This window comes from Achromobacter sp. (genome assembly GCF_050285565.1).
Lineage (GTDB): Bacteria > Pseudomonadota > Gammaproteobacteria > Burkholderiales > Burkholderiaceae_B > Achromobacter.
Genome location: NZ_JBLZXG010000001.1, coordinates 586,703 through 605,578 on the forward strand (window position 1 = coordinate 586,703; position 18,876 = coordinate 605,578).

The 18,876-nt window shown below is 67.0% G+C and carries 23 protein-coding genes and 1 tRNA gene; 18 read left to right on the forward strand and 6 right to left on the reverse strand.

Going from position 1 to position 18,876, the window contains the following annotated elements:
- Positions 1-6 precede the first annotated feature (6 nt).
- The 12 genes from ACN6O8_RS02590 to ACN6O8_RS02645 all read left to right on the forward strand — a co-directional run bounded on the left by ACN6O8_RS02590 (position 7) and on the right by ACN6O8_RS02645 (position 8,825).
- Complete coding sequence (locus ACN6O8_RS02590) at positions 7-306, forward strand: phage baseplate plug family protein (RefSeq protein ID WP_427989497.1); 300 nt, start codon at positions 7-9, stop codon at positions 304-306.
- 19 nt (positions 307-325) lie between these two features.
- The gene (locus tag ACN6O8_RS02595) at positions 326-1,336 is read left to right on the forward strand and encodes a phage protein (protein ID WP_427989498.1); all 1,011 of its coding nucleotides are present in this window, start codon (positions 326-328) and stop codon (positions 1,334-1,336) included.
- A gap of 43 nt (positions 1,337-1,379) precedes the next feature.
- Positions 1,380-2,123 carry a Gp138 family membrane-puncturing spike protein gene (locus ACN6O8_RS02600; RefSeq protein ID WP_427989499.1) on the forward strand — a complete coding sequence of 248 codons (744 nt, stop codon included), beginning with the start codon at positions 1,380-1,382 and terminating at the stop codon, positions 2,121-2,123.
- An 8-nt stretch (positions 2,124-2,131) separates the two neighbouring features.
- A complete protein-coding gene (locus ACN6O8_RS02605; protein WP_427989500.1) occupies positions 2,132-2,485 on the forward strand; it encodes a hypothetical protein in 354 nt (117 codons plus the stop codon).
- Entirely contained in the window at positions 2,482-3,663 is a 1,182-nt protein-coding gene (locus ACN6O8_RS02610) for a baseplate J/gp47 family protein (RefSeq protein ID WP_427989501.1), read from the forward strand. The genes ACN6O8_RS02605 and ACN6O8_RS02610 overlap by 4 nt, the downstream gene beginning before the upstream one ends.
- Before the next feature lies 1 nt (position 3,664).
- On the forward strand, positions 3,665-4,330 hold the full coding sequence (locus ACN6O8_RS02615; protein ID WP_427989502.1) for a DUF2612 domain-containing protein: 666 nt from the start codon (positions 3,665-3,667) through the stop codon (positions 4,328-4,330).
- A 14-nt stretch (positions 4,331-4,344) separates the two neighbouring features.
- A complete protein-coding gene (locus ACN6O8_RS02620) occupies positions 4,345-5,376 on the forward strand; it encodes a hypothetical protein (protein ID WP_427989503.1) in 1,032 nt (343 codons plus the stop codon).
- The gene (locus ACN6O8_RS02625; protein WP_427989504.1) at positions 5,373-5,561 is read left to right on the forward strand and encodes a hypothetical protein; all 189 of its coding nucleotides are present in this window, start codon (positions 5,373-5,375) and stop codon (positions 5,559-5,561) included. Before ACN6O8_RS02620 ends, ACN6O8_RS02625 begins: the two co-directional genes overlap by 4 nt.
- A 112-nt stretch (positions 5,562-5,673) precedes the next feature.
- Positions 5,674-6,150: a hypothetical protein gene (locus ACN6O8_RS02630; protein ID WP_427989505.1), complete on the forward strand. Its 477-nt coding sequence runs from the start codon at positions 5,674-5,676 to the stop codon at positions 6,148-6,150.
- Positions 6,125-6,655, forward strand: a complete 531-nt coding sequence (locus ACN6O8_RS02635) for a hypothetical protein (protein ID WP_427989506.1) — start codon at positions 6,125-6,127, stop codon at positions 6,653-6,655. Before ACN6O8_RS02630 ends, ACN6O8_RS02635 begins: the two co-directional genes overlap by 26 nt.
- Positions 6,636-6,908: a hypothetical protein gene (locus ACN6O8_RS02640; protein ID WP_427989507.1), complete on the forward strand. Its 273-nt coding sequence runs from the start codon at positions 6,636-6,638 to the stop codon at positions 6,906-6,908. The genes ACN6O8_RS02635 and ACN6O8_RS02640 overlap by 20 nt, the downstream gene beginning before the upstream one ends.
- Before the next feature lie 342 nt (positions 6,909-7,250).
- Positions 7,251-8,825, forward strand: coding sequence for a diguanylate cyclase (locus tag ACN6O8_RS02645; protein ID WP_427989508.1), 1,575 nt, complete (start codon positions 7,251-7,253; stop codon positions 8,823-8,825).
- A gap of 41 nt (positions 8,826-8,866) precedes the next feature.
- Here ACN6O8_RS02645 and ACN6O8_RS02650 read toward each other — a convergent pair whose 3' ends face one another.
- Positions 8,867-9,109 (reverse strand): 6-phosphofructokinase, encoded by a 243-nt coding sequence (locus ACN6O8_RS02650; RefSeq protein WP_427989509.1) that lies wholly within the window; start codon positions 9,107-9,109, stop codon positions 8,867-8,869.
- 175 nt (positions 9,110-9,284) lie between these two features.
- Between ACN6O8_RS02650 and yddG the strand changes: the two genes are divergently transcribed.
- Positions 9,285-10,193, forward strand: a complete 909-nt coding sequence (yddG, locus tag ACN6O8_RS02655) for an aromatic amino acid DMT transporter YddG (RefSeq protein ID WP_427989510.1) — start codon at positions 9,285-9,287, stop codon at positions 10,191-10,193.
- A gap of 56 nt (positions 10,194-10,249) precedes the next feature.
- On the opposite strand, the gene ACN6O8_RS02660 is transcribed toward yddG, so the two are convergent.
- The gene (locus ACN6O8_RS02660; RefSeq protein WP_427989511.1) at positions 10,250-10,441 is read right to left on the reverse strand and encodes a hypothetical protein; all 192 of its coding nucleotides are present in this window, start codon (positions 10,439-10,441) and stop codon (positions 10,250-10,252) included.
- Positions 10,442-10,700: 259 nt separating this feature from the next.
- Between ACN6O8_RS02660 and ACN6O8_RS02665 the strand changes: the two genes are divergently transcribed.
- The 3 genes from ACN6O8_RS02665 to ACN6O8_RS02675 all read left to right on the forward strand — a co-directional run bounded on the left by ACN6O8_RS02665 (position 10,701) and on the right by ACN6O8_RS02675 (position 12,356).
- Entirely contained in the window at positions 10,701-10,943 is a 243-nt protein-coding gene (locus ACN6O8_RS02665) for a hypothetical protein (protein ID WP_427989512.1), read from the forward strand.
- Positions 10,944-11,078: 135 nt separating this feature from the next.
- Positions 11,079-11,270 (forward strand): hypothetical protein, encoded by a 192-nt coding sequence (locus ACN6O8_RS02670; protein WP_427989513.1) that lies wholly within the window; start codon positions 11,079-11,081, stop codon positions 11,268-11,270.
- A gap of 171 nt (positions 11,271-11,441) precedes the next feature.
- Positions 11,442-12,356, forward strand: coding sequence for a hypothetical protein (locus tag ACN6O8_RS02675; protein WP_427989514.1), 915 nt, complete (start codon positions 11,442-11,444; stop codon positions 12,354-12,356).
- Between the two features lie 96 nt (positions 12,357-12,452).
- On the opposite strand, the gene ACN6O8_RS02680 is transcribed toward ACN6O8_RS02675, so the two are convergent.
- The 3 genes from ACN6O8_RS02680 to egtD all read right to left on the reverse strand — a co-directional run bounded on the left by ACN6O8_RS02680 (position 12,453) and on the right by egtD (position 14,964).
- Positions 12,453-12,529: transfer RNA gene (locus tag ACN6O8_RS02680), tRNA-Met, on the reverse strand.
- A gap of 106 nt (positions 12,530-12,635) precedes the next feature.
- Positions 12,636-13,952: an ergothioneine biosynthesis protein EgtB gene (egtB, locus tag ACN6O8_RS02685; protein ID WP_427989515.1), complete on the reverse strand. Its 1,317-nt coding sequence runs from the start codon at positions 13,950-13,952 to the stop codon at positions 12,636-12,638.
- 34 nt (positions 13,953-13,986) lie between these two features.
- Complete coding sequence (gene egtD, locus ACN6O8_RS02690) at positions 13,987-14,964, reverse strand: L-histidine N(alpha)-methyltransferase (protein WP_427989516.1); 978 nt, start codon at positions 14,962-14,964, stop codon at positions 13,987-13,989.
- A 348-nt stretch (positions 14,965-15,312) separates the two neighbouring features.
- On the opposite strand from egtD, the gene ACN6O8_RS02695 reads away from it, so the two are divergent.
- Both ACN6O8_RS02695 and ACN6O8_RS02700 read left to right on the forward strand, forming a co-directional pair.
- Positions 15,313-15,645, forward strand: coding sequence for a DUF883 family protein (locus ACN6O8_RS02695; protein ID WP_427989517.1), 333 nt, complete (start codon positions 15,313-15,315; stop codon positions 15,643-15,645).
- Positions 15,646-15,764: 119 nt separating this feature from the next.
- Positions 15,765-17,117: a phospholipase D-like domain-containing protein gene (locus tag ACN6O8_RS02700; protein WP_427989518.1), complete on the forward strand. Its 1,353-nt coding sequence runs from the start codon at positions 15,765-15,767 to the stop codon at positions 17,115-17,117.
- A gap of 52 nt (positions 17,118-17,169) precedes the next feature.
- Here ACN6O8_RS02700 and ACN6O8_RS02705 read toward each other — a convergent pair whose 3' ends face one another.
- The gene (locus ACN6O8_RS02705) at positions 17,170-18,840 is read right to left on the reverse strand and encodes an FMN-binding glutamate synthase family protein (protein WP_427989519.1); all 1,671 of its coding nucleotides are present in this window, start codon (positions 18,838-18,840) and stop codon (positions 17,170-17,172) included.
- Positions 18,841-18,876: the final 36 nt, after the last annotated feature.

Below are 18,876 nucleotides of genomic sequence, written 5' to 3' on the forward strand. Positions count from 1 at the left end.
ATACGCATGAACTACTTCGAGATACCCGTGTCGCCGATCCCGCAGGTGTTCGCCATCTCGCTGGGCGGCGACGACTACCGGCTGACGCTGCAATACCGCGACGGCTGGATCCTGGACGTGGCCGACGACCTGGGCCAGCCGCTGGTCTCGGGCATCCCGCTGGTCACTGGACTGAACCTGCTGGGCCAGTACCGGCACCTGGGGTTCGCCGGCGGCCTGCGGGTGACGGGCGCGGAATCGCCGGACGATGCGCCGACGTTCACCGACCTGGGCCGCGGCGCCCGGCTCTACTGGGTGGCGGACTGACATGGCCGGAACTTCGACAATGGAACCGATCGCCGTCTATGGCGATCCGGTGGGTGAGGGCGATGGCGTGCGCCAGTGGGGCCGGAAAGTGTCGTTGATCGTCGGCGATGAGCAAGCGCTCGACCTGTCGGCGCTGAGCTTCAGTTTCGGCATCAAGCGCAACGACGCCAAGTCGCCCAACACCGCCACCATCAAGGTGATGAATGCCAGCCGCGAGACGGCCAGCCTGGTGCAGCGGGAGTTCACCCGCGTCGTGCTGCAGGCCGGCTACGAGGGCAACTACGGCGTGATTTTCCACGGCAATGTGGTGCGCGCCAAATGGGGCGGCTCGGGCGAGACCGAAACGGTGCTGGAGATTACCGCGGCTGACGGCGACAAGGCCTACAACTTCGCGGTGGTCAATGCCACGGTGCCCAAGGGAAGTTCCCGCGCCGACAAGGTGCGGCTGCTGTGCTCGGCCATGAATCCGTATGGCGTCAGGCAGGGGTATGTGCCCGATCTGGGCGGCAAGGCCTCGATCCGCGGCGCGGTCATGTCCGGCATGGTGCGTGATCACCTGCAGGACGTGTGCGGCAGTTCGAACTCGCTGTGGAGCATCCAGGACGGCAAGGTGGTGGTGGTTCCCGAGACGGCCTACGTGCCGGGTTCGGTGCCCGTGGTGTCCCATGACACCGGCCTGGTCGGCATGCCCGAACAGGCGGAAAAAGGCATCAAGGTGCGCATGCTGCTCAACCCGAGCATCCGCGTGGGAGGACTGATCAATCTGGACAACAGCCGGATCGCCGAGTACGGCTTCCAGGCCCGCGGCGCCGCCAATGACGCGGCCGGGATCGACCGCAGCGAACAGCGCCGCATCAGCGGTGATGGTTACTACTACGTGATGGAAGTCGAACATCGCGGCAATACCCGCGACAACGATTGGTACACGGAAGCGCTGTGCCTGGCGACGGACGCGACGCTGTACCCGGGAGACCTGGGGCGGGCGGGCCAGGAGGGCGACGCGGCCAAGCCGGCCGACGTCGTCAAGTAGCGACCGGTGCGGCTCCGGCAGCCTTATTTCAGCAGGATGATTCATGAACAGACTTGAGAATCTGAACGATCCCGAAGCCGCGATCAGTGCGGCGCTACGCGGCGCACTGGCGCAGACCTGGACCGCCATGCCGGCCATCATCGGTGAATTCGACCCCGTGGCGATGACATGCACGGCGCAGCCGGCGATCCGGGCGCGCGTCACCACGCCCGAGGGCCGCCAGCGCAGCCTCGCGCTGCCGTTGCTGGTGGACTGCCCGGTGTATTTCCCCGCGGGCGGCAACTGCACGCTGACCTTTCCGGTGCAGCCTGGCGACGAATGCCTGGTGGTGTTCGCCTCGCGTTGCATCGACGCCTGGTGGCAATCCGGCCAGGTGCAGGACCAGGCCGAGATGCGGATGCATGACCTGTCCGATGGTTTCGTCTATGTAGGCGTGCGTTCGCAGCCGCGGGTGCTGCCCGCGGTCAGCACTCGCGCGACCCAGCTGCGCAGCGACGACGGCTCGACCTTTCTCGAGCTGGATCCCGTCGCCGGCAAGGTGAAGATCGTGGCGCCGGGCGGCTTCGACGTGGTCGCGCCGGTATCCGAGTTTTCCGGACAGGTGCTGGTCAACGGCCTGTTGAGCTACCTGGCCGGGCTGGTCGGCAGCGGCGGCCAGGGCAATACCGCCCAGATCACCGGCGTGCTGAACGTGATCGGCCAGATCCTGGCCAACGGCAAGCGGGTGGATGACACCCATACCCATACCGCCCAAGGGGCCAACGCGGTGACCACACCGCCCAACTGAGGACTTCCATGCGATACCGAAAACTGGACGCCGAGGGCGACTATTCATTCGGCTCCTCGCGGGCCGACTTCCTGCGCGACACGGCCGAGGCGGTGGCGCAAGCCGTCAAGACGCGGTTGATGCTGGCGCGCGGCGAATGGTTCCTGGATGTGACGGAAGGCATGCCCTGGCGCGGCGAGGTGCTGGGCAAGCAACCCAGGGCCAGCTACGACTGGGCCATCCGCCAGCACATCCTGGGCACGCCCGGCGTGACCGGCCTGGCCGAGTATTCGAGCCGGCTCGACCCGGATAGCCGCGGTCTGAGCGTGACGGCATCCATTTCAACCCTTTACGGCACGGCCACTGTGCAGGCGGCATTATGACGATTCTTTCCACAGCCCCGGTCATCGACGCCACGGGCATACGCGCGCCCAGTTATGGCGAGGTGCTGCAGTATTTCCAGGAGCGGTACCGCGGCATCTACGGCGCGGACACCTATCTGGAGGCGGACAGCCAGGACGGCCAGTTGCTGGCCGTGTTCGCCCTGGCCATCCATGAGGCCAACACCGCGGCGATCAACGTCTACAACGCGTTTTCACCCGCCACCGCCGCCAACGCGGCGTTGTCGAGCAATGTCAAGATCAACGGCCTGTCCCGTGGCGTGGCGACGCGTTCTTCGGTGGACCTGCGCATTGTCGGGCAAGGCGGTGTCACCATCGTCGATGGCGTTGCGATTGACGCCGATCGCGGCCGCTGGCTGTTGCCGGCCAGCGTGACCATCCCGCCGGGGGGCGAGATCACCGTCACCGCGCTGAGTCAGACACTGGGCGCGGTGACCGCGGCGGCCGGCAGCATCAACCAGATCGGCACGCCGACGCTGGGCTGGCAGTCCGTCAACAATCCGGCCGCCGCGACCCCGGGGGCGCCGGTTGAAAGCGATGCGGCCCTGCGCGTGCGGCAGGCGGTGTCGGTGGCGTTGCCATCGCGCAGCGTGCTGGAAGGCACGATCGGCGCGGTGGCGTCGGTACCGGGCGTGCTGCGCCATGCCGCTTTCGAGAACGATACCCCGGCAGCCGACGCCCAGGGTCTGCCGCCGCACAGCATCGCCCTGGTGGTCGATGGCGGCGATGCGGCGCTGATCGCGCAAGCCATCGCCGCCAAGAAGACGCCCGGCACGGGTACGCATGGCACGACCGCGGTGGTGGTCACGGACATCTACGGCATCGCGCATCGCATCCGTTTCTTCCGGCCTACCGTCGTGCCGCTCTCGGTGGAGGTGCAGATGCGTGCGCTGCCAGGCTACACCACGGCCATCGGGCAGGCGGTGCGGCAAGCGGTTGCCGACTACATCAGCGGCGTTGCGATCGGCGGCGGCGCCAGCGCCTCGGTGGAGTGGGCCGATGCCATCTCGGCGGCCAATGGCGTGCCGGGCAACGGCACCTTCAAGATCACCGGGCTGGCGTTGCGCGGTCCGGCCGGCAATGGGGCGCCGGATGTGCCGCTGGCGTTCAATGAAGCCGCCGCCGCGACCCCGGACGACGTGAAACTCACGGTGACCTGACATGGCCAATACAAACGACTACATCGCGCGGCTGTCGGCCTATCACCGTGGCAAGCCCAAGTTCACCGCTACCGTGACGGCACTGTGCGGCGCGGCGGCGGGCTTGCGCGAGCTGTACCGCGGCATGCCGGCGGCCTTCGACCTGGATCTGGCGGTTGGTGCGCAACTGGACGCGGTGGGGCGCTGGGTGGGGCTGGACCGAAAAGTCCGCACGCCGATCGCCAACGTCTATTTCTCGCACGACATCGACGGCTTGGGCTTCGACCAGGGGGTATGGCAGGGACCCTTCGATCCGGACAGCGGCCTGACCGCGCTGGACGACGACACCTACCGCCTGCTGCTGCGCGCCAAGATCGGCGCCAACCACTGGGACGGCACGCTGGAGACTTCGGCTGCCATCCTGGATCGCATCTTTGGCGGCGGCACCCACGTGTTCATCCAGGACAACGGCGACATGTCGGTCGATATCGGTGTCGCCGGCACGCCGCCGTCAGCGCTGTTCCTGGCGCTGCTGACGGGCGGGTACATCCCGCTCAAGCCGGAGGGCGTGCGCATCAGTTACTACGTCATCCCCTCGCAAGAGGGGCCTTTGTTCGGTTTTGACGTTCAAAACCACTATATCTCGGGGTTCGACAGCGGACTCTGGGGTTCGCTTTTTGCCGGTTGAATAAGGACAATTCCGTGGCTATCAATCAGATTCTTCCCTTCGGCACCGTTGCCGGTGCCAATGTGCTCGATCCCGCCGACTACCAGGCGCTGGCTGCCCGGCTGGCGGGCTTCTCGGCTGGCACGGCCAAATCCAAGGAACTCAACACCGTCTGGCGCCAGGCCTCTTTCGTGGCCGCGATGATCGGCCAGTACATCGCCGACAAGGCCGGCCAGGACGTGCTGGACAACGGCGACCTGGCAGCGCTGCAAGCCAAGTTCGTGGCGGCGCTGGCGGCCTCGCCGGCGCTGACCGGGACGCCGACGGCGCCGACGCCGATAGCAGGAGACAGTACGGAACGGCTGGCGACGACTGAGTTCGTCCGCGGCGCGCTGAACGATATCGGTGTGCCCAAACGCGTGATGATTACTTCGACGCAGGATTGGCCCATCCCTGCTGCATGGCGGGGAAAACTTGTAGATGTATTTCTGGTCGGCGGTGGTGGTGGTGGTGGCGGCGGTGCAGCAGGGGCCGATTCCTGGGGGGGCGGCGGCGGCGGTGGCGGCGGTGCCGGAGAGTGGAAATCGCTTCAGGTTCGACTGCCCGATGCGGCGACGATCCCGGTGACCATCGGTACTGCGGGAAGAGGGGGAGCGCTCGGCGGTGACGTGGGCGGCAATGGAGGAGCCGGGGGCGTCACCTCGCTAGGTTCCCTTGCATCTGTCAGTGGTGGCGGCGGCGGTGGTGCTGGAGGGGGGTCTAATTTCACGGGCCGACCGTTTCCGGGTTTAGGAGCAGTAGGCGCTGGTACCGGTTCGGGCGGTGCGGCGACGTCAGCATATGGTGTTTCGGGTAATGGCGGATGTGGAGGGAGTTCCCCGCTTGGGCGTGGTGGTCAAGGCGGAGCTAGATCAGGTCTTGCTGGATCTCCCGGCGGAGCGGGCACCGCTTCGCCGGACGCTAACTCCGGGGCTGGCGGTGGCGGTGGCGGTGGTGGCGTTGGTTCGGGATCCGGCAACGTCGGTGGTGCCGGCGTGGCCGGTGCAATCATTATTCAAAGGGCATGAGTATGCGTACATACATTCAAGTTCTCCACAGCAAGGCGCACTGGAAGTTCCAGGCTGAACAGACCCCGGTGTTTGCCGAAAGCATCGTTCTGGTCGACGTGACCGGCGTAGCGCCCGGACCCGAGGAGGGGTGGATCTATGCCGACGGCTCGTTCTCCCCATCTGATGCGCCGCTGTCGGGCTAATCGGGTTGGGCTTTCTCGGACTGGCTTTGCTGGCTTATTCGGCCCGCTCCGGCGGGCTTTCTTTTTGTACGGGAGGCAGCCATGCTCACCCTCACCTAGGAGCACAGCAACCATGGAACCAGGTTCGGCAGGTTTCAGCGGATTCGCCGCCCTCAAAATTGCGCTGGCGTTCGGCATGCCGGCGGCGATGGCGGCCTTGATCGGCATGTTGCTGATGCCGCCACGCAGCCCGCGCGAGTTCGTCGCGCGCACCGCCTGTACGGTGGTCAGCTCTTTTCTGTTCGGGCCTTTGTTGGCGATCGGCATGATCGCCTGGATGCCCGACATCATGTCATCCGCCTACTGGATGGCGCAGCGCACCGGGCTGGGCGAGGACGGGCTGTTGGCCATGTTCTACGTGCTCGGCCCCTGCATGCTGCTGGCCGGCTTGCCGGCCTGGTGGGTACTGGGCGCCTACCTGCGCCTGACCGCCAAGTTGCAGAACCAGGACCTGGTGGACTGGGCGGTGGAGATCCGGCGCAAGACGCTGGGCATGGAAACACAAACGGATAAGGAGGGCAGGCATGACGCTGGACCAGATCATGGATGACGCGCTGCGGCCGGCGATGGCGCTGCTGCCGGCGCGCATGGATACGCGCGAGGCGCAATGCATGCTGCTGGCGATCGGCCTGCAGGAGAGCCGCTTCGTGCATCGGCGCCAGATCGGCGGACCGGCTCGGGGCCTCTGGCAATTCGAGAAGGGCACGCGCGCCAGTCGCGGCGGGGTGTGGGGGATATTCCTGCACGCGGCGAGCCGCGATCCGTTGGTCGTCTTGTGCCAGGCGTGCGGCGTGACCTTTGATCCGGACGCGATCCATGCCGCGCTCGAGTACGACGATGTGCTGGCGGCAGGTGTCGCGCGGCTGTTGCTCTGGACCGATCCGAAGGCATTGCCGCCAGTCGGCGCTGCGGACGCGGCCTGGGCGCTGTATCTGCGCACGTGGCGGCCGGGCAAGCCCAGGCCTGACACTTGGGCCGGGTTGTACCGGCAAGCGGCGGCGGCCGTGCAGCGCCGTGCAGACAGGAGTGCGACCCATGTTGCAGCAATGGATTAAGCGGTGCCTCGGCGTGATGGCGGCAGTGCTGGCGGGTCTGGCCGCCGTTGCCGGGGTGTATTGGCGGGGGCGGGCCATGGGCCAGGCGCAGGAACGCTTGGACAGTGCGGCCCGCCTCCAGGAACGGGCCGGGCAGGCCCGCAAGGAGGCCAGGGATGTCCAGGAAAGGGTGGCTCGCAGCGATGACGATGCCGTGGTTGATCGTCTCAAGTCTGGGTGGGTGCGCGCCGCTTCCCGCGCGGACCGGGATTGAATATTGCGACCATGCCCGGCCGGTGTATTTCAATTCCGCCGCCGAGGTCGACGCCACGCCAGCGGCCGTGCGCCGGCAGATACTCGAACATAACGAGTTGGTCGCCAGACTCTGTTTTTGAGGTAAATTGGGACGCGACTCCCTCCGGCCGCGGGCTGATGTGCTTGCCGGTGCCGGTTGAACGTCGGATGGGTATGCTGCGGTCTGGTTCTGCAATAATTTCTGGTTTGCCGTCCTGTCGGGCATGAGGCCCGGCCGATAGTTCCAGGAGACGCGCCATGGGTCAGAAAGTGCAGTGTCGGCAAGCGCTTTGCGCCACGCGCAAGCGCTGGGAAAAACAGTATGGCTGATGGCGAAAGCCTGGCCGCCACGCGGACTCGCCCGCAGTACCGGTATTCGATGCGAACCGGTTTGCTGGCGTTGGTGTTCGCCTGTATCGCGCCCGCCCTGGTGGTGGCCTCGATCGCGGTCTACGAAAGCTATCAGATCCAGAAAGAGCGGATTTACCGCGATACGATTTTCCTGGCGCGCAACCTGACCGCCATTCTCGACCGCGAAATGACCGGGGTTCAGGCGGGTCTGCAGATCCTGGCGTCTTCGCCCGACCTGCTCAGCGGTGATCTGGCGGGGTTCCACCAGCGTGCCCGCCAAGCCATCAAGTTCCAGATCGTCGACAGCTATGTGCTGACCGACAAGGACGGTCATCAGGTGGTCAATACCCTGGTGCCTTATGGCACGACACTGCCGGCTTCGGGGGTGTCGCAGGAGTTGGCGCGGGTGTTCCGGGCGCGCGAACCGGTGCTGAGCAGTCTGTTCACGGGCGCGGTCAGCCGGATCCCGACCATTGCGCTCGGGGTGCCGGTGATGCGGGGTGACGAGGTCATCTACAGCCTGAATGTCGGCCTGTCGCCCGAGCGCATCGGCAATGTGCTCGGCCGACGCGGCCTGCCGGACGGCTGGGTGGCGGCGGTGCTGGACAAGAACGGCACCATCATCGCGCGCACCCGCGACACCGAGCGATTCGTCGGTCAGAAAGCCGTGCCGGCGCTGGCGCGCGCGGTGCAGATGGAAAGCGAGGGTTCGCTTGAAACCACCACCAAAGAGGGCACGCCGGTCTACACCGCCTTCAGCCGTTCCGCGCTGACGGGCTGGACGGTGGCGGCCGGGGCGCCGATGACTCTGGTGACGACCGACCTGTACCGTTCCATCGCCTGGCTGGCGCTGGGCACGCTGGCCGCCTTTGGCCTGGGCCTGTGGCTGGCGCTGCGGCTGGCCAATCGCCTGACGTCGGCGGTGCAGGGCCTGGTGGGGCCCGCGCTGGCCCTGGGCGAGGGCCGCACCGTGGAACTGCCCGGCACACGCGTCAAGGAGGCCGAGGAGGTCGGCACGGCGCTGCTGCAGGCTTCGCGCATGCTGGCGCATGCGCAGCACCTGGCGCACTACGATCCCCTGACCGGCCTGTGCAACCGGGTGCTATTCGGAGAACTGGTGTTGCGCGAACTGGCGGTGGCCCAGCGCAGCGGCAACTCCTTTGCCATCCTGGCGATCGATCTGGACGGATTCAAGGCCGTCAACGACCTGCATGGGCATGCGGCCGGCGATACCGTGTTGAAAGAGGCCGCTGATCGCATGGCCCGCGCCATCCGGGTGTCGGATGTGGCGGCGCGGCTGGGCGGCGACGAGTTTGCGGTGCTGCTGCTGGAAAGCGACCAGGAAGGCGCCCAGGAGGTGGCCGAGGCGCTGGTCGAAAGCCTGTCGCTGCCTTATCCGAAGATCCGGGTGGCGGTTTCCGCCAGCGTAGGCATCGCGGTGTTTCCGCAGTCGGGGGTCACCATGCTGCAGTTGCTGGAACGGGCCGATGTCGCCTTGTACCGCGCCAAGGGGCTGGGCAAGCGGCGGGTGGCGTCCGATCGCTGAGGCGGTGGCGCCCGGCCTGGGCCAGGCTGCCACCGCGCGGTTCAGGCATCGCGATAGGGCGTCGGCGGCGGCGTCAAGGCGGTCAGCACCTCCCCCGATTTCAAGCGGTAGCGTCGTTCGCCCAGGGCGATGACGTGCTCGCCTTCGGATGTCCTGAGGACATAGTGGACCGCCGCGGAAGTGCCGGCTTGCAGGTCGGTTTGTGAAAACACTTCGATGCGATAGAGTCGGCCCGATTCCGTCGTGGCGAGCACGTCGGACAGCCTGCGTACAGAGATGGTCATGCGGCTTGATCTCCCTTTTGCCCCTTGGTGAGGCGGTTGCGCCGCGCACCGGCATCGATTCCTCCGCATGCCGAACCCATGCCGCGGCCCTGTTCCCGTTTTCGCTACACTGCCTCGTTCGCGCGCATTGCCCGGCGCGGCGCATCGAGTGGAAATCGGGTAGTCGGAAAAACTAATGCAATTTGCTCCCAGCCGGAATACGGCGACCTTCCTGGGACTGATGGCTGTGGTGCTGTGGGGTACCGTGGTCGGCCTGATCCGCAGCGTCAGCGAAAGCTTCGGGCCGATTGGCGGCGCGGCCCTGATCTATACGGTCGGTTCGGTCTTCCTGGTGCCGTTGTTGGGATTTCCCCGGCTGCGTACGTTCCCGCGCGCTTATCTGGTGTCCGGCAGCATCCTGTTCGTCGCTTACGAAATCTGCCTATCGTTGTCCCTGGGCTTTGCCGCCAACCGTGGGCAGGCGATCGAGCTGGGCATCGTCAATTACCTGTGGCCGTGCTTTACCGTCATCCTGGCGATACTGATCAACGGCCAGCGCGCCGGCGTCTGGGTCGTGCCGGGCATTGCGTTGTCGCTGTGCGGCATCGTCTGGGTCGTCGGCGGCGACGGCGGCGTTTCGTGGCAACGCTTGGTCGCCAATGTGTCGAGTAATCCCCTCAGTTATGGCCTGGCGTTCAGCGGTGCCATCATATGGGCCGTTTATTGCAATGTGACCAAGCGCTATGCCGACGGCAAGAATGGCGTGGCGCTGTTCTTCATGTTGACCGCGGCCGCGCTGTGGATCAAATACGCGCTGAGCGCCGAACCGGCCCTGGCCTTCAACAGCGCCGCCGTGCTCGAATTATGTGTGACGGGCGGCGCCATGGCGGCGGGTTATGCGCTGTGGAACGTGGGCATACTCAACGGTAACCTGACCTTGCTGGCCACGGCGTCGTATTTCACGCCGGTGTTGTCGACATTTTTCGCGGCGCTGTGGCTGTCGACGCGCCTGACCGCGACCTTCTGGCAAGGCGTGGCCATGGTCACCGCCGGTTCGCTGGTGTGCTGGGCGGCGACCCGCGGCCGGCCGGCCCGCAATGGATGATTCCGGGCGTCGGCAAGCCGGCCGTGTCCGGCCTCAGCCGCGGTGCGGCCGCGCGTTCATTCCAGAACCATCGTCTGGGCCACGGCGTAGCCCAGCGGAATGAGCAGCAAGGAAGCGAACAGGGAACTGACAATCGCCGCCGATATCTTCAGCCAGGGCTCGGGCCCTGCGCTTTGAATCGTTTGAACCACCAACGCGACGATACCCACAACCATCAAACAGCTGATTACCACTGCTACGTAAGTCATGATGTCTCCGTCCTCGCCTGATTAAAGGGATTGCGGCGCCGCTGGTACGGTCTAGGTGTTTGGTCTGATTGTGCGCCTGTATTGCGGGTCATGGCGCTAGGGTTTTCCTGGCCCCGGGTTGAGGATGTGGCGTTTTCGCCGCGCACCGTGCAGCATGAAATCGCTGTGCGGCGCAGCATTGCCCCGATGTCGCCGCCAACGTGCTTTGCGCTACGATGGCAACGTCGAATCATTCGAATCCCCTCTTGAGGCCGCGAAAATGCCGCAACGACTCCGCCCCGGCACGCGCGCCACATTGCAGATCAGGCAATTGCTGCCAGGCGAGTTCGCCTGGATCATCACGTTGCTTGATCCCGATACCGGCAATGTGCGCAGCACCAATTATTCCGAACGTCGCTATGCCAGCCAGGACGAGGCCTCCGCGGCCGGCAAGGCGGCCGTGGTGGCATTCCTGGGCAGCAATGGCCCGAACGGCGTTGACGGCAAGCCGTCCAAATCCTGACCGCTTCTGTCCGGTAGCGCCCGCGAGCCCTCGAACGAGGGCTTTTTCCTGTCTCCCGCCCACCCAAGCCGGGCGGCGGGCACGGCGATTGCTGACAACCGGCGGCGCACTTTGACGCCGTCGAGGAGAACCGCCATGTCCCCCATCCAACATCGCCCCCCGGACACACCCGATGACGTGCCGGCCGACGATCCGCAACTGCCCGGCGATCCGTCGCCGGACGACCCGCGTCCGGATCCCAACCATCCGCCCGATGACCCGGGCCGGCCCGACGTGACACCGCCCGCGCCCGACCCGCGCGCGCCGGGCACCATCGACCTGGCCTGACCCGCCGGGATCATTCCCGATCGATCGAAGGAGGCTTGCATGCGTTCCATTCTGCTATGGCTGTTGGGCGTGCCCATTCCCATCATCATTCTGCTGGCGCTGTTCTGGCATTGATGGCCCGCTCCCCTGTGCGCCGGCAGCCGCCGCGCGCGAACTGAACAAGGAACCACCATGGAAAACGCAATATCGGGCGGCCGCGCCCAGGACGTCGCACTTCCGGTCCGCGAGTCGGCGGTATCCGCCGTCTCCTGGGCGGCGGTGTTCGCCGGCGCGGTGATCGCCGCGGCACTGTCGCTGGCGCTGTTTGCCGGCGGTTCCGGACTGGGGCTGTTATCGGTCTCGCCCTGGCGCGATGAGGGGCTGTCGGCCCCGGCGGCGGGCATCGGTATCATCGTCTGGATGCTGTTGACCCAGATCGTGGCCTATGGCATTGGCGGCTATGTTGCCGGCCGCCTGCGCACCAAATGGGCGGATGCGCACGTCGATGAGGTCTATTTTCGCGACACCGCGCACGGCTTTCTGGTGTGGGCGCTGAGCGCCGTCGTGAGCGCGGCCTTGCTCGGTTCCGCCCTGGCCACGCTGGCTTCCGGCGCGGCCAAGGCTGGAGCCTCGGTGGCGGCGGGCGCGGGGGCGATGGTGACCGCGACAGCGGCCGCCGGCGCGGGCGCCAGTGGCGGCATGGATCGTGCCGGCGACTATTTCACTGACGTGTTGCTGCGTTCAGAGCGGCCGGATGCGGCCGGCGACCGCGGCGCGGCCCGGGCCGAAGTGGGCCGGATCGTGGCGATGAGCCTGGCGCGCGGCGAGATGGCGCCGGCCGATCGCGATTATGTGGCCAAGGTGGTCGCCACCCAGACCGGCCTCGATCCGGCCACGGCGCAGCAGCGTGTCAACCAGACCCTGCAAACTGCCCGGCAGGCCGTCGATGACGCCAAGCGCAAGGCGCGCGAGGCGGCCGACCAGGCGCGCAAGGCGGGTGCGACGCTGGCGCTGTGGGGCTTTGCGTCCATGTTGATCGGCGCGTTCGTGGCCAGCCTGTGCGCCACCTGGGGCGGCCGGCGCCGCGATCTGCCGCTCAAGGCTTAGCGCGGTGTCGTGGCGTCCCCGCCGCGCGCCTCACCCGCACCCGGCGCAGCCAAATGAAAAAGGCCTTCACGCAATGTGAAGGCCTTTTGAATTCTTTGGTGGCGCATCCCTGATTCGAACAGGGGACCTGCGGATTATGATTCCGTCGCTCTAACCGGCTGAGCTAATGCGCCATCCCTATCGCCACCCAGTTCGAAGAGAGCTAAGCAACGAAGAACGAAATTCTAGCACGGAAATTTTGGTCGATGCAACAGGGGCTACGCTTTTTTGTGACCCGCCTCAGTCGTCCCGGGCCAGGCGGATGCCGGAGAACTGCCAGCGGGTCTCCGGCGGGAAGAAATTGCGGTAGCTGGGACGGATATGGCCGCGCGGGGTGGCGCAGGAGCCGCCGCGCAGCACGTACTGGTTGCACATGAATTTGCCGTTGTATTCGCCCACCGCCCCGGTGTCGGGCGTGAAACCGGGATAGGCGTCATAGGCGCTGGCGGTCCATTCCCAGGCGTCGCCGTAAAGCTGCGCGGGCCCGCCGGTGCCGAGCCGGGCGGGCGCGGGGCGGGGGTCGAGGTGGCCGTTTTCCAGCAGGTTGGCGCGGCTCGACCAGGCGCCGTCAGCCAATTGGCGCGCCGCGTGTTCCCATTCCGCCTCGCGCGGCAGGCGCACCCTGGCCCAGCGCGCGTAGGCATCGGCCTCGCAGTAACTGATGTGGGTGACGGGAGCTTGCAGCTCCAGTTCCTGCATGCCGCGCAGCGTGAACACACGCCAATCGTCGCGCTGGCCCTCCCAGTACAGCGGGGCGCGCCAGCCTTCGGCGCAGACGCGTTCCCAGCCCAGCGACAGCCACAGCTCCGGCCGCTTGTAGCCGCCATCGCGGATGAACGCCAGGTATTCGTGCTGCGTCACCAGGCGATCGGCCAGATGGAAGGGGCGCAGCAAGACCTCGTGCGCGGGACCCTCATTGTCGAAGGCGAAATCGCGGCCGTCGTGGCCGATGCGCACCACGCCGCCCGCGTAGCGGGTCCAGCCGGCCGGCGTCCCCGGCGGCAGGGCCGGCGAGCCCGGGGCTACGTAGGCAGGCCGCAGCGGATTGGCGTACAGCAGGTGCTTGAGGTCCGTCAGGATCAGTTCCTGGTGCTGCTGCTCGTGGTTCAGGCCGAGTTCCAGCAACGCGTCGAAAGCGGGATCGTTGCCGCCCAGCCGCGTGATCAGCGCGTGCATGGCCTCGTCCACATGCTGGCGGTAGCGCATCACATCCGCCAGGGGCGGCCGCGTCAGCAGCCCGCGTTGCGGCCGCGGGTGTTTGGCGCCGACGGCGTTGTAGTAGGAATTGAACAGCATCCGGTATTGCGGATGGAACCCGGGGACGGCAGGCGCGAAGTGGGCCAGCAGGAAGGTCTCGAAGAACCAGGTGGTATGCGCCAGGTGCCATTTGACGGGACTGCAATCCGGCATGGACTGCGCCTGGCAATCCTCCGGACTCAGCGGCGCCGCGAGCGCCATGGTGGTGGCGCGCACCGCGTCGTAGCGGTCGTGCTGGCCGGCCTGGCCGGCCGCGTAGGGGCCGTTGGCGGGGTGGGTCAGCAGGCAGGCGGGTTCCATGGCGATCCTCCGGGGTGGGGCGGGCGGGGCCGCGTCAGGCGCGCGCACTGAATACCGAAAACCAGCCGCGCGCGTCTGACCAATGCTCGATGGCGTCGAAGCCCGCGCGCCGCAGCAGATCGGTGAACGCGGGGGGCGTGAATTTGTACGAATTCTCGGTGTGGATCCGTTCACCGGCGGTGAAGTGGCGGGTGTCGCCGGGCCAACTGACGGTGACCGCATGACGCGCTTGCAGGTGCATTTCGATGCGCGATAGCTCGCTGTTGAACAGCGCCACGTGCGACCAGTCGTTGACGTCGAAGTCGCTGCCCAGCACGCTGTTGACGTGGCGCAGCAGGTTCAGATTGAAAGCGGCCGTCAGATGCAGGGCGTCGTCGTAGGCCGGCTCCAGCACCTGCCGGGGCTTGACCCGGTCGACGCCCACCAGCAGCCCGCCGCCGGCGCATTGGCGCCGGATGCGCCGCAGCATCGCCAGGGCGGCGTCCGGGTCCAGGTTGCCGATGCTCGAGCCCGGGTAGAAGAACAGGCGTTGCTCCGGCGCGATGTCGGCGGGCAGCGCCAGGGCCTGGGAAAAGTCCAGGCCGATCGGGGTGATGCGCAGCTCGGGGTATGACAGGCGCAGCCGGCGCACCGCCGACGCCAGGTAGTCGACCGAGATGTCGATGGGCACGTAATGACGCGGCCGCAGGCCGGCGAACAGTCGTTCGGCCTTGGCGCAGTCGCCCGCGCCCAGGTCGATCATGGCCTGTACCGGCCCGACACAGCGGGCAATGTCCTGGCCGTGGCGTTCGAAGATCTCGGCTTCGCAGCGCGTCGGGTAGTACTCGGGCAATTGCGTGATGGCGGTGAACAGCGACGAGCCGAGCGCGTCGTACAGGAACTTCGGGTCGATATGGGCGGAATCATCCAGCAGCCCATCGCGCAATTCCTGCTGCCCGGCGCTGGGGGGCGGGGAGGGGCGCGCGAGATAGTGCGGGTCGGCGCCGGCGAGCAGTGCTGAGGGAGAGACCATGCGTTCAGTTCCTTTTTTGAGGCCGATGAAGCGCATTGCAAAGGCCTATTGTGGCGGCCGGAGGGGTTCCGGTGTCAAGTCTAAGCCCCTGAAATGCAATGGACTTTTACTAAATCAACGTGACCGGCCGGTGGGCGTGCCCACGGGCGCCGGCCACCGGGCCGCAGTCGCTCAGCAAGTGGCGCGCCGCTGAAATATCGGTTAACGGCTGGTTGCGAAAGCTCGGGACGTGGCGCGCCGCGAATGGCCACAATGGGGCACGGCCAGGCGCTCGCGCCGGTTCGCGCCGGGCACGGCCACCCGCCGTGCCGACCGGCCCCATCCCTCACAAGCAAAAAAGGAGCGACCATGAATCGAAAGCACCAACGCGCTGAAATGGCCCTGCATCGCGAACGCGTGAGCGACAGCCTGCACGAGTTGCTGGCCGGCACGGAAGACCTGCTGCGTTCGACGGCTTCATATACCGGCTCCGAAATCGAGGCGGCGCGTGCGCGCCTGAAGCGGCAACTGGCCGAGGCGCGCGAGTCCGCGGGCGATTGGGAAGGGATGGCGCGGGAACGGGCCCGCCGCGCCACGGCCTACGCCGACGAATATGTGCATGAACACGCGTGGAAGTCGGTTGGCGTTGCCGCGCTGGTGGGCGTGCTGCTGGGCTGCTGCCTGCTGGCCAACCGGCGCTGAGCCGGCCCGCCATGCGGCCCTCACCGGCCCCGTCCGGGGGGGCTCGCGCAGTCGCCCGGGGCGCATCCGCGCGTTGGCGGCGCGCGCTGCGGGCGGCGCTAGCGGCATGCTGCGCGGCCATGCTGGCGGCCTGCGCCAGCGTGCCCGATGCGCAGCAACGCGCGGCTCGCAAGGCTCAGGCCGGCCTTTCTGCGGATGCGGCGCGGGACAGCTACCGCCGTGGCCACGACATCGCGGCGGATCCGCGCAATAACCAGGATGATTTCCTCGCCCGTCACCTGGCGGTGGAAGAAGCCGTCAGCGGCGCGCCGCTGTTGGCTGGCAACCGCGTGCGCCTGCTGGCCGATGGCCCCGGCACTTACCGGGCCATGCTGGGGTCGATCGCGCAGGCGCGGCGCTACGTCCACATGGAAACCTACATCTTCGATGACGACGAGGAGGGGGCGCGCTTCGCCGAGGCACTGATCGCGGCGCGCAACCGCGGCGCCGACGTCGCGTTGATGGTGGATGCGGTGGGCACCATCAAGACCCCCGACGCGCTGTTCCAGCGATTGCGCGATGGGGGCGTGCAGGTCGCGGTTTTCAATCCCGTCAGTCCGGTCAACGGCAGCCGCGCCGGCTGGTCGCCCAACCAGCGCAATCATCGCAAGATCCTGGTGGTGGACGGCAAGGTCGGGTACCTGGGCGGCATCAACGTCAGCGCCGTGTATGCGTCATCGCCGGCCGCTGACGGCGGCGCCTCGGGCGGCGCCGACGGCGCGCGCACGGATGCCCGCGCCGCGCCGTGGCGCGACACGCACCTGCGCATCGAGGGGCCGGCCGTGGCGCAACTGGAAGCGGTGATCCAGGATGGCTGGCAATCGCAGGCCAAGGAGCCCCTGCGGGGCGGCGGCCAGTTCATCGCGCCGGCGGCCACGGCACAGACGCGGGTGCGGATTCTGGCCAACCAGCCCGACCGCAGCGATGGCTATAGCGTCTATCTGACCTTGATGTCGGCCTTTGAAAGCGCGCAGCGCTCGATCCACATCACCATGGCGTACTTCGTGCCGGATCCGGCCTTTGTCGACGTGCTGACCGCGGCCGCGCAGCGGGGCGTGGATGTGGTGCTGGTGCTGCCCGGCTTTAGCGATTCGTCGCTGGTGTTCAACGCCGGCCGCTCCCATTACACGCGGCTGCTGCGGGCGGGCGTCAAGCTCTACGAACGGCGCGACGCGCTGCTGCATGCCAAGACGGCGGTGGTCGACGGGGTCTGGTCGACAGTCGGTTCGAGCAACATGGACTGGCGCAGTTTCGCGCTGAACTACGAGGTCAACGCGGTGGTGCTGGGGCCCGAGTTCGCGGCCGAGATGGAGGCACTGTTCCAGCGCGACGTGGCCGAGTCGGTGCGCATCACGCCCGAGGCCTGGCGGGCCAGGGGCGTGGATGATCGTTTCATGGAGTTCTTCTCGCGCATGTTCGAGCGCTGGCTGTAGGCGGCCGGCGGCGCCGGCCACGACTGCCGCCGCGTCCCGGCGTACCGCGGCTTCAGGCCGGGGCGCCTTGGGGCGGATGCGCCATGACCTGTTCCTGCGCCAGCGCGGTGCTGATGTCGTGGGTAGGCTGGAACGAATCGGCGCGCGCCATCGACCAGCCGGCGCGGAACACCTGGTGGCGGAACTCGCCGCGTAGCAACTCGCCCGGCGCCAGTTCGGGAAACAGGGCCGACAGCAGCCGGATCTCGCTCGAGGAAATGCGGCGCGCGATGTGATGCGGGCGCAACTGGTTCGGGTGCGTCAGGCCGGCGGCGGCCAGCAGTTCGGCCAGCGCATGCAGCGTGTTCTTGTGGAAGTTGGCCACGCGTTCGGCCTTGTCCGGCACCACCAGGGCGCGCTGGCGCAGCGGATCCTGGGTGGTGACGCCGGTGGGGCATTTGCCGGTGTGGCAGGCCTGGGCCTGGATGCAGCCGATGGCGAACATGAAGCCGCGCGCGGCGTTGCACCAGTCGGCGCCCATGGCCATGACGCGGGCCATGTCGAACGCCGTGATGATCTTGCCGGAAGCGCCCAGCTTGATGCGCTCGCGCAGATTCACGCCGATCAGCGTGTTGTGCACCAGGCGCAGCGCCTCGCGCAACGGCGTGCCGACATGGTCGACGAACTCCACCGGCGCGGCACCGGTGCCGCCCTCGGCGCCGTCGACCACGATGAAGTCGGGCGTGATGCCGGTCTCCAGCATGGCCTTGACGATGGCGAACCATTCCCACGGATGGCCGACGCAGAACTTGAAGCCCACCGGCTTGCCGCCGGACAGCTCGCGCAGGCGGGCCACGAATTTCATCAGGCCGATGGGGCTATCGAAAGCCGAGTGGCTAGCGGGCGAGTTGCAGTCCTGCCAGGGGGCCACGCCACGCGCCTCGGCGATTTCCGGCGTGACCTTGCCGGCCGGCAGGATGCCGCCATGGCCCGGCTTGGCGCCTTGCGACAGCTTGATCTCGATCATCTTCACCTGCGGGGTACAGGCGTTCCTGACGAAGGCCTCCTCGGAAAAGGCGCCGTGTTCGTCGCGGCAGCCGAAGTAGCCCGAACCGATGTTCCACACCAGGCTGCCGCCCGGCTGGCGATGGTAGCGGCTGATGCCGCCTTCACCCGTGTCGTGCGCGAAATTGCCCTGGCGCGCGCCCTCGTTCAGCGCCAGGATGGCGTTGGCCGACAGCGCGCCGAAGCTCATGGCGGAGACATTGAAGGCCGACATCGAGTAGGGCTGCGTGCAATCAGGGCCGCCGACCGTCACACGGAAATCCGTGTCGTTGATATGGGAGGGCGACATGGAATGGTTGATCCATTCGTAGCGGTCGCCATACACGTCTTCCTGGGTGCCGAAAGGACGCTTGTCGATCTCGCGCTTGGCGCGCTGATACACGATCGAGCGTTGCGCGCGCGAGAACGGCGAGGCCTGCGTGTCGTCTTCCAGGAAGTATTGGCGGATCTCGGGGCGGATGAACTCGAACAGGAAACGCAGGTTGCCAAGCACCGGATAGTTGCGGCGGATGGCGTGGCGCGTCTGGATCAGGTCGTACACGCCCAGCAGGCCCAGCAGCACGAGCGGCACGGCCGCCCATAACCACCAGTACGAGTCCGTGAATACCAGGATGGTGGTCGCGGCGGCGGCCACCAGGGTCAAGATAAAGGCCGTGTAGCGGCCGGCGATCCATTGCATGGTCCATCTCCGTATTGCGGAATGCAGCAACCATAC